Below are 13,995 nucleotides of genomic sequence, written 5' to 3'. Positions count from 1 at the left end.
GGTCGAAGGGGCAGAGGTGACGCCGGAGGCTTCGGACGACCGTTGGTTCAGGGCCGGGTGGAGATCCGGTCCTGAACTCTCCCTGCCCGACTACCATGTGATCGTGAACGCGAGCCCCCGACATGCCCGTAAAGGGGCCGCCCCGAGCATCCGTGACGTCGCCGCCGAGGCCGGCGTCTCGCACCAGACCGTCTCGCGCGTGCTGAACGAGTCACCCAGGGTGCGGCCCGCGACCCGCGCCGCCGTGCTGGCCGCCATCGACCGGCTCGGCTTCCGGCCCAACAGGGCGGCGCGGACGCTCGGCTTCGGCCGCGCCAGCGGCGTCACCGTGGTGACCTCCAACACCACGCTGTACGGCTACGCCTGCACGCTGCAGGGCATCGAGGAGGCCGCCAGGACGGACGGCGTGGCCCTGGGCATCAGGGTCGTGGAGTCGGCCGAGGTGCGGCAGACCGTCGACTACGTGAGCGACCCGAGCGCGGGCGGGCTGATCGTGATCGCGTTCGACCCGCTCGGGACCGCCGTGCTGGAGGCGCTGCCGGGCCACATCCCGGCCATCGTCGCCGCCGAGCCGGGCGCACCCGATCTGGGCCGGGTGGCGATCGCCCTGGACGAGCGGCGCGCCGCCGCCGACGCCACCCGCCACCTGCTGGAGCTGGGCCACCGGACCGTGCATCACGTGGCCATCCCGTCCGAGGGCCGCTCCGGGGGCCGGCAGGCGGGCTGGCGCGACGCGCTCACCGAGGCGCGGGCCGAGATCCCCGAGGTGCTGGGATGCGGGTGGGACGTCGCGTCGGCGTACGTGGCCGGCCGGCAACTCGCCGCCCGGCCGGACGTGACGGCGATCCTGTGCGGCAACGACGACATCGCCCAGGGCGTGCGGCGGGCCCTCTACGACGCGGGCAAGGACGTGCCGGGGGACGTGAGCATCGTCGGCTTCGACGACATCCCGGGCTCGGCGTTCTGGACGCCCGCGCTGACCACGGTGCGGATGGATTTCGCGGGGTTGGGCCGGGCGTGCTTCCACGCTGCGGTGGCCGAACTGACCGGCCGGCCTCAACCCGAGATCTCCCTGGTGCCACCCCGCCTGATCGTCCGAGAGTCGACGGCCCCTCCGCGTCATCGGTAGGCGGACCTCAAGGCACGGGAACTCGTCGCCTGTTTCTAGACCTTGAGCCACTGGATCTGCCGTGCTCCCAGATCCGAGAGAGCTCGTACTCATCGACGATCTCGCCTGTCTTCGTCAAAGCGAGCCAGTGTTGGGCGGCTTCAACCATGGAAGCGGAGAATTCACCGCGGCCGACGCGCGCGTCGATCTCGGCGGCGAGCTGTTCCGGCCCGCTGATGGCCTTTTTGACCTTCGGGCCGGGTATCTCATGGGCGCTATAAAGCGCGGCCGGGTTGACTCCGAACAGTCGGGCATGGCGCCTTTCGCGGTGTGACGGAAGCTCTACCGCACCATGTTCCGGCCGGGTGGGCGGACGGAGTCGCGGACGACGATGTGGGTGCCGAGGACCACGTGCTGGCGCTCCTCGCGGTTGAGCGCCAGGCGCACCGCCGTGCGTCCCAGCTCCTCCGTCGGCACGTGGACCGTGGTGAGCGCCGGAGTCAGGTCGGCGGCGAACGGGATGTCGTCGTAGCCGGCCAGCGACACGTCCTCCGGCACCCGGATCCCGGCTTCCCGCAGCGCCGCCAGCACGCCGATGGCCACCATGTCCGTGGCGGCGAAGACCGCGGTGAACTCGGCACCGAGCGCGATGAGCCGGCGCGTGGCCGCGTAGCCGTCGGCGCGGCCGAAATAGGCGGGGATGACCAGGTCTGGGTCGTAGGGCACGCCGAACGACTCGTGCGCCCGCTCGAATCCGCGGACCCGGTCGAGCTTTGTGGTGCTGAGGTCGTCGGGGGTGGAGGCGCCCACCAGGGCGATGCGCCGGTGCCCCTGCGACAGCAGGTGGCTGGTCATCGCGTACGCGCCGCCCTCGTTGTCGTATTCGACCACGGTGGTCGGCACGTCGTCGCCGAGCGGCGGCCGGCCGCACAGCACGAGCCTGGAGCCAGCCTTGTCGAGGGCGTGCGCGAAGTGCGACATGCGCTCGCGGTAGGTGTCGTCGAGCGAGCCGCCGCCGACCAGGATGACCGCGTCGGCCCGCTGCTCGCGCATGGCCTCGACGACGGCCAGCTCGCGGGCCGGGTCGCCGTGGGTGGTGCACACCATGCACAGCCGCCCCTCGGCGGTGGCCTGCTGCTCGACGCCCTTGGCGACGTACGCGAAGGACGGCCCGGTGACGTCGTCGAGCACGAACGCCACCATCTTGGTGCTGGCCCCGGACAGGGCGCGGGCGTGCACGTTGAGGACGTAGTCGAGCTCGCGCATGGCGCGCAGCACGCGGGTGCGGGTGGACTGGGCCACCGGGTAGTCACCCTTGATCACCCTGGAGACGGTGGTGGCCGACACCCCGGCGCGCGCGGCCACGTCGCGGATGGTGACGCGCTCGTCGTCCGCGCCCGCTTCTCTCGGGCTTACTCTTCGCGACAAGTCAGGCCCCTCACGGTGGTCGACGGGGGAAAGCATGAGAGGTTCGCGACCTCACCGCAGTCTATGGCCAGCGAGATCCGCTCGGCATCCCCAACGGCGCCGGTCATCGCCGTTGCCCGCGCTCGCGTGGCGAACGGCGTCGGGCATCCGGCGGACGACGCTGCATGGCGTTGGGGCACGGGCGGAAAGTCTCCGTTCGGGAGCGCAGGTGTAGAAACCGGTGTCTACGGTATGAGCATGGCGGACTCCGGGTCAACGGCCTACGCCAGAAACGCGTCCTGGCAGGGAGATGGCGTGGCGCCGGACGGCTAGGTAACGTATTCGTAACACGTTCTTGTGGTCATGGCCACGCGGCCGTAGCGTTCACGGCGATCGGTTTCTGTAACTGCGCCGTCGAGTTGAGGTCATGATCCGCAACCCCGTCCTACCCGGCTTCCACCCCGACCCGTCGATCCTGCGCGTCGGCGACGACTACTACATCGCCACCTCGACGTTCGAGTGGTATCCGGGCGTGCGCGTGCATCACTCGCGCGACCTCGTCCACTGGCGGCCCCTCGGCGGCATCCTCACCGACCGCCGGCTGCTCGACCTCAGCGGCGTGCCGGACTCCGGCGGTGTCTGGGCGCCCGACCTCACCTACGCGAACGGCCTGTTCCACCTGGTCTATGGGGTGATGGACAACTACGGGCACGGCTTCAAGGACATCGCCAACTACCTCGTCACCGCACCCTCCATCGACGGCCCCTGGTCGGACCCCGTGCCGCTGCCCGGCCGCGGATTCGACGCCGCGCTGTTCCACGACGACGACCGATCGTACCTGCTCAGCATGATCTTCGACTCCCGGCCGGGCCACGGATTCGCCGGGATCGAGATGCGGCCGCTCGACGGCGGCGAGGCGAAGCTCATCCTCGAGAACCGCAACGTCACCGAGGGGCCGCACATCTACAAGATCGACGGCTGGTACTACCTGATGGTGGCCGAGGGCGGCACCGGCTACGAGCACGGCGCCTCCGTGCTCAGGTCCCGCTCGCTGGAGGGCCCGTACGAGCCGGACCCGGCCGGGCCGATGCTCACCTCCCGCCACGACCCCGGCCTGGAGCTGCAGAAGGCCGGGCACGGCTGCCTCGTCCAGACCCAGGACGGCGACTGGTACGTCGCCCACCTCGCCGCCCGCCCCTACACCACGCGCGGCCCCTGCGTGCTGGGCAGGGAGACCGCGATCCAGCACGTCGAGTGGGTGGACGGCTGGCCGCGGGTGGCCGGGGGAGTGCCCGCCGTCGAGGTGCCCGCGCCCGCCCTGCCGCCGCACCCGTGGCCGCCCGCGCAGGAGGAGTGGAGCACCCTGCGCCGGCCCGCCTCGCCCGACTGGGTGACCTTCGACGGCGACAGCGTGACGATCACGGGCGGGCAGTCCCCGTACGGGCTGCGCACCCCCAGCCTGATCGCCCGCCGCGTCACCAGCACGAGCTGCGTCTTCGAGGCGAGCGTGACGGCCGAGCCCCGCACCGTGCACCAGTCCGCCGGCATCACGGCCTACTACAACTCCCGCAACTGGTACCACCTCGCGATCACCACCGACGGCCTGGTCCTGACCGGCAGCGACCGGGGCGCGCGCACGATCCACTACAACGGGGGGCCGGCGACCCGGCTCGGCCTCGAGTTCGACGGCCCCGTGCTGCGCTTCACCTGCGACGGCAAGCCCATCCCCGTGGAGCTCGACGCCACGATCCTGTCCGACGAGCACGCCGACGACATCGTCGACGGCCAGATCCGCGCCTTCGGCTTCACCGGCGCCTTCGTCGGCCTGTGGGTGCAGGACCTCGCGGGCGAGGGCGGCCAGGCGACCTTCCACGACGTTCGCTACGAGGCGCGTTAACGCTCACACACCCCGAGGAGAGCACATGAAGACCCCGGGCGTCCGCACCCCGATCTCACCGGCCGCCGGCCACTCGCCGTCCCGCTTCTCCTTCCGCGACCGTGGCGCCGGGCCGGGCTCCTCGCCGACCCCCGGCGACGGCCCGCCCGGGGCGCGGGAGTACGGCGCCGGGGGTCTCCGATGAGCTCGCCGAAGCTGACCATGATCGCCCGCGAGGCCGGGGTGTCGCCGTCCACCGTGTCCAAGGTGCTCAACGGGCGGACGGACGTCTCGACGCCCACCCGGGCCCGCGTCATGGACGTGCTGCGCCGCCGCGGCTACCAGCGGCGCACCCCGCCCAACCACTGGCTGTTCGACCTGCTCATCGACGACCTGGCCGCGCCGCACGCGCTCCAGGTCGTCGCGGCCTCCGAGCGGGCGGCCCGGCAGGCCGGCGGCGACCTGGTGGTCTCCGTCGCCGACGGCACGCCGGGCGAGAGCTGGCTGGGCCGGCTCGCCGGGCGGGGGAGCGCCGGGGTGCTGCTGGCGGGCACCGGGCTCACGCCCCTCCAGGAGGCGTGGCTGCGCGACCGCCGCCTGCCGGTGGCCACGGTGGACGTGTCCGGGCGGCCGCTGGAGGACCTCTGCGCGGCCGCGCTGGACTCCCTCGTCACACGCACCCCGGTCCGCAATCCCGCCCTGGAGCTCGAGCTCTAGCGGCCGGTGGCGCCGCCCTCCCGTTCGGAGAGCCACTGCGCGAGGAGCGCGGCGTAGGCCGCCGGGCGTTCCAGGTGCAGGAAGTGGCTCGTGCCCGGCCAGGTCTCCACCCGTGAGCCGGGCGGCGCAGGGATGGCCGACTCCCAGGCCGCGGGCTCCGCGCGGGCGTGCAGGGACAGCACCGGGCAGGGCCGCCGGGCCAGGTACTTCTCGGCCGCGCGGCGGGTGCCGAACGCCTCGTCGGTGAGGTACATGCCTTCGTAGCAGGCGGCGAGCACGTGGCCGGGGGTGGCGAGGAGCTGGTCGCGCACGTCCGGGGGCAGGGCGTCGGCGCCGAGCTGGCGTACGGCCGCCGCCGCTCCGCCGGCCCGCAGCGCCGCCAGCCGGGCGGCGAAGAGGCGCTCCTCGTCCTCGTCCGCGCCGTAGGCCGGGTCGATCACGGCCAGCGCCCGCACGCGGCCGGGATGCTCGACCGCCAGCGCGGTCGCGACCTGGGCGCCCATCGAGTGACCCACCGGGACCGCCGCCTCGACGCCGAGCCGGTCCATGAGCGCCACCAGGTCGGCGGCCAGCTCGGCGGGGCGGTAGCCGGACGGGGGCGCGGGGGAGCGGCCGTGGCCGCGCAGATCCGGCGCCACGACGCGGAAGCGCGGCGGGAGCGCGGCGGTCACCGGCGCCCAGGCCCGCCCGTCCCCGCCCCAGCCGTGCACGAGCAGCAGGACCGGGGCGTCCCGCGGGCCCTCGTCGGTGTGGTGCAGCATCGGGGCGCTCCAGAATCGCATAGAAACCGTTGGCTACCGATGCTAGGCGAACCTTCCCGCGCCCGGTCCGGGTGGTGGTCAGTTCTGGGCGGGGCAGGGGAGGGAGTAGGGGCGGCCGGGGATGTATTGGGCCCACTCGGCGCGGGTGATCGACATCCCGGACGTCTCGCACGTGGTGGCGGTCGCCTGCTCCACGTCCAGCCCCCACAGCTGGGCGGCCGTGTCGGAGGTGGCGGCCAGGAAGGTGCCGTCGGCGCCGAACTCCACGTCGTCCACCGCGTACGGGCTCGCGAACACCGCCCACAGCGACGGCTGGGCCCGGTTCGCGATGTTCCACACCCGGATGGTGCGATCCCGCGACGCGGTGGCCAGCGAGCGGCCGTCCGCGCTGAAGGCGACCGCGGCCACGTCCGACAGGTGGCCCTGCAGGATCGACAGCCGCTTGGGCTGCTCCGGCCTGGTGACGTCCCACAGCCGCGCCGTCCCGTCCGAGGCCGTCGTGGCCAGGGCCTTGCCGTCCCGGCTGAACTGCAGGTCGAGCACGCCCGCCGCGTGCGCGGAGAAGTCGGCCGCAAGACGCGGCTTCGCCCGGTCGGACAGGTCCCACAGCCGTACGGAGGCCGTGCCCGAGCCGGTCGCGAGCATCCGCCCGTCCGGCCGGAACGCGGCCGCGGTCAGCCGGTCGTCGGCCGCGTCCGGCAGCGCGAGCCGCTTCGGGCTGCTGGCCGCGGAGACGTCCCACACCAGGGTCCTGCCGTCCTGCCCGGTCGTCGCCACGAGCGCGCCGCTGCCGCTGTACACCGCCGACCGCAGCCCGCCCGTGTGCCCCTGGAGGGTGGACACCAGCTTCGGGCTGGCGGGCGTGGAGACGTCCCACATCCGGGCGGTCCGGTCGAGCGAGGCGGACACCAGGTGGCGGCCGTCGGGGCTGAACGCCGCCGACACGACGGCCGCGGTGTGCCCGCGCAGCGTGGCCACCGGCGTGGCCGCCGCCGGATCGGCGACGTCCCACAGCTTGATGGTCTTGTCGCCCGAGACGGTGGCCAGCGTGCGGCCGCTCTTGGCGATCGTGAGGCCGTTGACGAGCGCGGTGTGCCCGGTGAGCCGGGCGCGGGCGGCGACCTCGGCCGGATCGGCGACGTTCCACATCCGGGCCGTGCCGTCCGCCGACGACGTGGCGAGGTTCTGGCCGTTCGCGCCGAACGCCACCCCGGTCACCGCGCCCGCGAAACCGTTCAGTATGCCTGCCGCCCGGGGCGAGTTCGGGCTGGTGACGTCCCACAGCCGCGCGGTGCCGTCGGCGGAGGCGCTGGCCAGCACGTTGCCGTCGGGGCTGAACGCCACGTCCCGGACCGCCGAGGCGTGCCCGGTGGCCGTGCCGATGACTCTCGCCGTGGCGATGTTCCACACGTGCAGGGCGCCGGTGGTGGAGGCCGTGACGAGGTTCTGGCCGTTCGCGCTGAACGCCACGCCGGTGACGCCGCCGCCGTCCGTCGGCTTCAGCGACGCCAGGCTGGCGGGCTTGGCGGGGGTGAGGACGTCCAGGAGGGCGACGCCGCCGGCCGAGGTGACCGCCAGCATGCGGCCGTCGGGGCTGAAGGCCACGTCCGTGGGGGTGGTGTCCTGCTTGAGCACGGCGACCGCCTGCGGTTTGGCGGTGTCGGCGATGTTCCAGAGGCGTACGGACTCATCGGCGCCCGCGGTCGCCAGGAGGTCGCCCTTGGGGTTGAACGCCACCGCGCCCACCGGCTGCTCGTGGCCCTTGACCGTGGACAGGGCGCGCGGCTGCCCGGTGTCGGAGACCTCCCAGAGGCGCGCGGTCTCGTCGGCGGAGCCGGTCGCGAGGACGCGGCCGTTCGCGCTGAACGCCGCCGCCGTCAGACCCTTCGTGTGGCCCTTGACGACGCCCGCGCTCTTGGGGCGGAGCGGGTCGGCGACGTTCCACAGCCGGGCGGTGTTGTCGCCGGAGACGGTGGCGACGACCCGGCCGTCGGGCCGGTAGGCGACCCGTTCGACGGGCGCGGTGTGGCCGATCATGCGGGCGCCGACCGGGCGGGAGAGCGTGCCGAGCAGCGCCCCCCGGGCCTCGGCGGTGGGGGAGATCCGGTACGCGCTCAGCGCCAGCTGGGCGGCGAGCGACGTGTCGGGAAGGGTGGCGGCCGCCATGGCGAGCTGGCGGGACAATGCCTGGTCGCGTTGCGTGGCCGCCGCGCCGGCCCGCGTGTTCGACTGCGCCGACTGCCACAGCGCGAGCCCGCCGCCGCTCAGCGCCGCCAGCAGGAGCACAGAGAGGGCGGCGATGACGGCGCGGCTGATCGTCGAGCGCCGCCGCTGCCGCCGCCGCGACGCCGCCAGGAACGCCCGCTCGACGTCGGTGATCGCGCCGTCTCCCGGGCCGCGCTGCACGGGCGCGCCCGGGCGTGCCGGACCCCGCGCGCCGGCCGGGCCGCCCGTCGCCGGACGCGGGCCGCCGGGCGCCGGCAGGGCGGCGACCATGGCCTGGGCGGTCGCCAGGCGGCTGTCGGTGTAGAGGAGCGCCGGGTCCTCGCCCTCTCGCCGCCACGCCGCCGCGTCCTCGGCCAGGCGGTGGCGTACGAGCAGTCCGGCGCGCCGGGCGTCGATCCACCCGCCGAGCCGGGGCCAGGCCCGGATGAGGGCCTCGTGCGACAGCTCGGCCTCGCCGCCGGCCACCACGACCAGCCGCGACCTGACCAGCTCCGCCATGACCTGCCCGCCCACGGACGGCGCCTCGGGCGCCAGCTCGGCCAGCGTGACCCGCTGCGAGGTGCCGCCGAGCTGGTCGTCCACGCGTACCAGCCGCAGCAGCAGGTCCCGCGCCAGCGGCTCGAACTCCGCGCCGAGCCCGCGCAGCGTGTCCTCGGCGCTCATCGCCACGGCCCCGGTGACGCCGCCCGCCGACCGATAGCCCGCCATGGTCAGCACGCCGCCGGAGCGCCGCTGCCAGGTCGCCAGCAGGGCGTGCGACAGCAGCGGCAGCAGGCCGCCCGCCCGCTCCAGCGCCGCCTCCTCCGCCCGCAGGTCCTCCAGGATCAGGTCCGTGAGCCCCGGCTCCAGGCTGAGCCCCGACCTGATCGCCGGCTGCTCGATCACCTCGCGCAGCTCGGCCTCGGTCATGGGCATGACGATCTCGGGCCGCCGCATCGTCTCCACCAGCCCCGGGTACGCCGCGCAGCGCCCGAAGAACTCGGCGCGTACGGCGATCACCACGGCCGCCGACCGGGACAGCTCGGTCAGCGCCTCCGTGAAGCGCCGCCGCGCCACCGCGTCCGCGCAGGCGGTGAACACCTCCTCGAACTGGTCGACCACCAGCAGCAGCCGGCCGGGGACCAGGCGCCGCGCCGCCGCGGGATCGGACTGGAGTATCGCGCGGAACCGGGCCGGGTCGCCGCCGCCGAGCGCGGCCAGCTCGCGGGCCAGCGTCCCCAGCGGGTCGACGCCGGGCGCCAACACGACGCACGACGCCTCGTCGCCCGCCTGCCGGAGGGCGGGGATGAGCCCGGCACGCAGCACCGACGACTTCCCGCAGCCCGACGGGCCGGTGAGGACGAGCGGGCCGCCGGTCTCGAACGCCTGCGATCCGATGACGACGGGCGGCCCGCCCGCTCTGAGCGCCTGCCGCACCCGCCTGGTCAGCGACCCCGTCAGCTCGTCCCGCCCGAAGAACAGCTCGGCGTGCTCGGGCCCGTACGCGGCCAGGCCGCGGTAGGGGCTGGACAGGTCGCCGGGGGATCTCATCGGCGGGTTCGAGCGCTTGACCGGCTCCTTGTGCGCGGGGTTGGCGGCCAGCGGCGGCCGGTCGCCCACGTCGGTGGCCTGCCGCCGCGGCTTGGGGAACCCGGCGCCGGGCAGCGTCTGGGCCAGACGGTGGTAGGCCTGGTCGAGCGTGAAGGCCGGCGGCCCGTCCGCCTCGCCCTCGTTCAGCAGCCTGAGCAGGGCTCCGCTGAGCGCCGTGTGGCGGACGCCGGGCAGCGCCCATCCGTTCTCGTCCTTGCACGAGGAGGCCAGCACGTACGCGCTGCGGCCCAGGCCCTCGAAGACCCGGTCCATCGCCTTCGTCGGCATCGGCCGGCCGCCCCCGGTGAAGCAGCAGTCCAGAACGACGACGACCAGCTCGGCGGGCGACTTCGACAGGATGCCGCGGACCACGCTGTAGGGGAGCGCCTGGTAGCCGGGCACCCCCTGGGCGAGGTCCACGGTGGCGCGCGTGGCCAGGTGCAGCTCGCCGTCGGGGGTGAAGACGCCGTGACCGACGTAGTAGAACACCAGGACCGACGTGGCCTCGCGGGCCGCCTTCTCCAGCGCCTCGCCCAGGTTGGCCGGGGTCGCCGGGTCCAGCAGCACGGTCAGGCCGGCCTGGGGCAGGCCTGCTCGCTCGACCAGGGCCTGGGCGACGTCGTTGACGGTCGACGGGACCGCGGGGACCTCTGGCAGCCGCGAGGAGGGACGATGCGCGCCGGTGCCCGCCACCAACACGCGGGCGCCGTCGGACGACAACAGCAGCGGCGGAATGTCCCGCCGGGGCCGCACGACCCTGGTCGTCTCCAGCGTCGTAGATTCGTCCTCGGTCATCCGGAGCTCCCCCGGCGTGGTCGGCCGCAGTTGTCGGGGTTGTTAGGGTACGGAAGTCTCCGCGCCCCGTCGAGTTGGGCTCTCGTCACCTCACCGCCACGGTTCACGCGCACCGCGCCCTCCAAGGGCGGTCCATGAATATGCCTGAGTCCCGTGCTGCCCGAGAACGACGGAGACCGGCGGCGCACCGGCGACCGGTGGCCGGGGCGGGTGCGCCTGGTGACCGGCCGGGGGACCGGCCTGGCCATGAGCGCGGTCGGCGCGCCGCCACCGGCCCGCGGGAGGGTGGGCTCACCAGTTGGCCGGCAGGCCCGGGGTCGTGGCGGGCAGGGGGTGGCCCGGCGGGTGGATGACGTACGTGATGCCGCCGCTGCTGGAGCTGCGCAGCCAGACGTTCTCGAAGTCGGCGCGCGGATAGACGCGCCGCACGGCGTCGTTGCTCGGCGACGCCGGATCGTTGGCGATCACATCGCCGGTCGCGGTGAAGCCGACGACCGCCATGAGGTGGCCGTTGGTGCCGTATCCCGCACCGGGCAGTTCGCTCTTCTTGAAGGACTGCGAAGTGATGACCGGAACGCCCGCCTTGATCAGCTGCTCCAGCTCGGTCAGCGACCGCAGCCTGGTGACGAACCCGTCCATGCCGTAGCGGCCCGCGTAGGCGGTGTTGAACGGCCAGTTCCCCGCGCCCTGGTAGGCATGGTCGTAGGTGTAGCGGGCGGCGTAGTCGACCTCCGGGTTGGGGTCGGACGGATCGACCCACGCGGTGTCCTGCGCGCTCGGCCACTTGCCCCAGTAACCCAGCACCATCGTGGTCGAGGTCGGGCTGCACCACGCCTCGCCGCCGCCGTCCCATTCGGGGTAGTGACCCTCGTGCACGTTCTGGGAGCGGCGCGGCACGTTCAGCTCGATGCCCCAGGCGCCGCCGCCCGGGCTGACCGGCACCGTCTTGCGCTCGGGCACGTTGGAGGCCATGGCGCCGGACGTACGCACCCGCGGTGTGATCGACGAGCCCGGCGTGCGGTAGAGCGTGAGGCGCAGCTGGTAGGCGCTGAACGGCTTGCCGGCCGCCGCCACCAGCGTGTCCACGGCCACGGTGGCGTCCGCGTCGCCCTGCCCCGGCACCGACGTCCGGCGGATGTCGCCCTCGGCGTACGCCCAGCGGCCCAGCGAGTACCACTTCGTCAGCCCCTCGGCGTTCCTGGCACGGGCCTCGACCTGCAGCCAGCTGCCCGCGGGCAGGTCCGCGGTCCAGGAGGCGACCAGCTCGGTCGCGGAGAAGCCGACGGCCCGCTCGGGGCCGGTCCAGCGGGCGTACTCCCAGGTCTTGGTGCCCAGGGCGTCGGTGTAGGAGGTGGTGCCGGCGGGCGAGCCGAACGACAGGCCGTCACCGGCCGTCGTGCCCTCCGCCGTGCCGGTCGTGAAGTCGGCCCGCTGGAAGACCACGTCCGCCGGCGCGGCGGGCGCCGGTCTCGCGGTCGCGGACGGGGAGAGGGTCGTGATCACGAGGAGGGACGACAGGATCACGGTCAGCGCACGCATGTACCCACCTTCTCGCCAGGGCGCTCGATGGGCCACAGAGTAGGCACGCCGGGCAGGCGGAGCATCGGGAAATATACGTATCCGTCGGCGCAGCCATTCCCCTCCGTTCATCGATCGAGGCTATTCCGGCGACGCGCGGAAAATCCCGTCCCCACGCCGGGCGAAATCAGGCGCATGGACGGCGAGAACACCGAGAACGCATATGCGGTGGCAACGCGCGGCTTCCCAGGGTGGAGCCTGGATGGGATGGTGACGATGCTCGAAGATGACATGACCGCGAGAGTGATGAGACATGCGGAAATACGTGATCATGGGTGTGCAGGGGAGCGGCAAGGGCACGCAGAGCCAGTTGCTCGCGGCCGACCTCGATCTGGTCCACATCAGCGTCGGCGACATCTTCCGCTGGCACGTCAAGAACCACACCAAGCTCGGCGCCCAGGTCCGCCGCCTGGTCGCGGCGGGCGAACTGGTGGGCGACGACCTCGTCGAGGACGTCGTCAGGGACCGGCTCCAGCTGCACGACTGGAACTACGGGTTCGTCATCGACGGCTTCCCGCGCAACCGGCGGCAGGCCGAGTTCTTCCTGGAAAGCTACGACATCGACGGGGTGATCCATCTCGACCTGCCGGACGACGAGGTACGCCGGCGCGTCCTGGCCCGGCGGCTGTGCTCGCGCTGCGGCATGGACTACAACCTGATCGCGCACCGTCCGGAGGTCGAGGGCCGATGCGACGTGTGCGGCGGGGAGCTGGTCACGCGGGCGGACGACACCCCGGAGGCGCTGGCCAGGCGGCTGCGCGAGTACCACAGCAAGATCGATCCGGTGATCGAGCTGTTCCGGCGCAAGGAATATGTGATGACCGTGGACGCGCGGGCCGACAAGGTCACCGTCCAGCAGACCATTCGCGCCCGCTTCAACCTGCCGCCCTACGACCCGGCGCGGACCGACGACCCAGCGGAGGCCCGGCCGTTTTCCTAGTGCGTCGCGCTTTTATGAAGCGCGCGAAAATGGCCGCCAGTGGACGAATATGATTGTCGGGCGTCAATTGCTGTTACGGTTTCCTCAACGGAGAAATGTCGCTCTTGACGCATCTCAGCACCAGATACACCGGGAACTTCGCCGCGTCCGCCCGGGTGGCGGCCCATTCCGGGGCTGGCTCCGGCTCGGCCATTTCGTCCAGCCAGAGGCCGTGGCGGCGCAGCGTGTTGAGGTAGGTCGAGAGGGTGCGATGGTTCGCGCCGACCTGGCGGCGCAGGGACGACAGCTCGCCGTCGGCCCGCCACCAGCCCTCCGCGTGGTAGCGCGCGTCCCCGGGCCAGGAACCGGAGACGCCCAGGCCGCCCGGGAAGCACGGGTGGAGGATCGAACACGCGAACACGCCCCCGGGCCGGAGGGCGCGGACGGCCCCGGCGACGGCGCCGTCGAGGTCGTCGATGTCGGACAGGCCGAAACTGCACACCACGGCGTCGAACACGGCGGGGCCCGGCGCGGTCGCAGGGATCCCGGTGCCGCTCGCGCCCGAGCCCTCCGGCCCGGGCGCACTCCCTTCGAGGAAGCCGGGCCTCGTCACGTCGGCGTGGACGTAGTGGACGCCGAGCGGGGAGTCGCGTTCGGCGGCGCGGGCCTTTTCGATCAGGGCGGAGGAGAGGTCGACGCCCACGACCTGGGCGCCCCGGCGGGCCAGCGCGCGGCTGATCCGGCCGTGGCCGCAGGCGAGCTCCAGGACCCGGCGGCCCGCGACCGGCTCCAGCAGGCCGAGCAGGCGGACGGAGGCGGGGTCGTCGACGGCGTCGGTCCAGCGGGCCGCGTAGAAGTCGGCGATGTCGTCGTAACGGGCGGCACCTGGCATGGTCCCGACACTACGCCCGCCGGAACGCCGCGTTCGGCGATGTTCGTCGAGCGCGGAACGATCCGGTCGCGTGCCCCACGGCAAGGACTCGGTCATGGAAGCGTCTGGCTCCGGTCTGATCGCCCCTGCGCGTGGGCCGGGGGAAGG

11 protein-coding genes are annotated in these 13,995 nt (G+C 73.3%); 6 read left to right on the top strand and 5 right to left on the bottom strand.

Going from position 1 to position 13,995, the window contains the following annotated elements; translation table 11 throughout:
- Positions 1-103 precede the first annotated feature (103 nt).
- On the top strand, positions 104-1,129 hold the full coding sequence (locus ID574_RS18440) for a LacI family DNA-binding transcriptional regulator (protein ID WP_223166824.1): 1,026 nt from the start codon (positions 104-106) through the stop codon (positions 1,127-1,129).
- Positions 1,130-1,190: 61 nt separating this feature from the next.
- Positions 1,191-1,442, top strand: coding sequence for a hypothetical protein (locus tag ID574_RS18435; protein ID WP_188190103.1), 252 nt, complete (start codon positions 1,191-1,193; stop codon positions 1,440-1,442).
- Positions 1,443-1,450: 8 nt separating this feature from the next.
- On the opposite strand, the gene ID574_RS18430 is transcribed toward ID574_RS18435, so the two are convergent.
- Positions 1,451-2,536, bottom strand: coding sequence for a LacI family DNA-binding transcriptional regulator (locus ID574_RS18430; RefSeq protein ID WP_223166823.1), 1,086 nt, complete (start codon positions 2,534-2,536; stop codon positions 1,451-1,453).
- Positions 2,537-2,942: 406 nt separating this feature from the next.
- Between ID574_RS18430 and ID574_RS18425 the strand changes: the two genes are divergently transcribed.
- From ID574_RS18425 to ID574_RS18415, 3 genes are read left to right on the top strand one after another with little or no spacing between them, the layout of a single operon-like run.
- The gene (locus ID574_RS18425; protein ID WP_188190101.1) at positions 2,943-4,412 is read left to right on the top strand and encodes a glycoside hydrolase family 43 protein; all 1,470 of its coding nucleotides are present in this window, start codon (positions 2,943-2,945) and stop codon (positions 4,410-4,412) included.
- 25 nt (positions 4,413-4,437) lie between these two features.
- Positions 4,438-4,596: a hypothetical protein gene (locus tag ID574_RS18420; protein ID WP_188190100.1), complete on the top strand. Its 159-nt coding sequence runs from the start codon at positions 4,438-4,440 to the stop codon at positions 4,594-4,596.
- Entirely contained in the window at positions 4,593-5,108 is a 516-nt protein-coding gene (locus ID574_RS18415) for a LacI family DNA-binding transcriptional regulator (protein WP_188190099.1), read from the top strand. Before ID574_RS18420 ends, ID574_RS18415 begins: the two co-directional genes overlap by 4 nt.
- On the opposite strand, the gene ID574_RS18410 is transcribed toward ID574_RS18415, so the two are convergent.
- The 3 genes from ID574_RS18410 to ID574_RS18400 all read right to left on the bottom strand — a co-directional run bounded on the left by ID574_RS18410 (position 5,105) and on the right by ID574_RS18400 (position 11,998).
- Positions 5,105-5,869 carry an alpha/beta fold hydrolase gene (locus ID574_RS18410; RefSeq protein ID WP_223166822.1) on the bottom strand — a complete coding sequence of 255 codons (765 nt, stop codon included), beginning with the start codon at positions 5,867-5,869 and terminating at the stop codon, positions 5,105-5,107. The two genes, ID574_RS18415 and ID574_RS18410, sit on opposite strands and share 4 nt — an antisense overlap.
- 78 nt (positions 5,870-5,947) lie before the next feature.
- Positions 5,948-10,459 (bottom strand): caspase, EACC1-associated type, encoded by a 4,512-nt coding sequence (locus ID574_RS18405; RefSeq protein ID WP_188190097.1) that lies wholly within the window; start codon positions 10,457-10,459, stop codon positions 5,948-5,950.
- A gap of 291 nt (positions 10,460-10,750) precedes the next feature.
- Entirely contained in the window at positions 10,751-11,998 is a 1,248-nt protein-coding gene (locus ID574_RS18400; RefSeq protein ID WP_188190096.1) for a C39 family peptidase, read from the bottom strand.
- 292 nt (positions 11,999-12,290) lie between these two features.
- Here ID574_RS18400 and ID574_RS18395 point away from each other — a divergent pair, with 292 nt between their 5' ends.
- Positions 12,291-12,977, top strand: coding sequence for an adenylate kinase family protein (locus ID574_RS18395; protein WP_188190095.1), 687 nt, complete (start codon positions 12,291-12,293; stop codon positions 12,975-12,977).
- A 73-nt stretch (positions 12,978-13,050) separates the two neighbouring features.
- Here ID574_RS18395 and ID574_RS18390 read toward each other — a convergent pair whose 3' ends face one another.
- A complete protein-coding gene (locus ID574_RS18390; protein ID WP_188190094.1) occupies positions 13,051-13,848 on the bottom strand; it encodes a class I SAM-dependent methyltransferase in 798 nt (265 codons plus the stop codon).
- Positions 13,849-13,995 lie beyond the last annotated feature (147 nt).

This window comes from Nonomuraea sp. SYSU D8015, assembly GCF_008065375.1.
GTDB lineage: Bacteria > Actinomycetota > Actinomycetes > Streptosporangiales > Streptosporangiaceae > Nonomuraea.
Note: the sequence above shows the minus strand (reverse complement) of the source record. Positions and strands in the feature narration are given on the sequence as shown.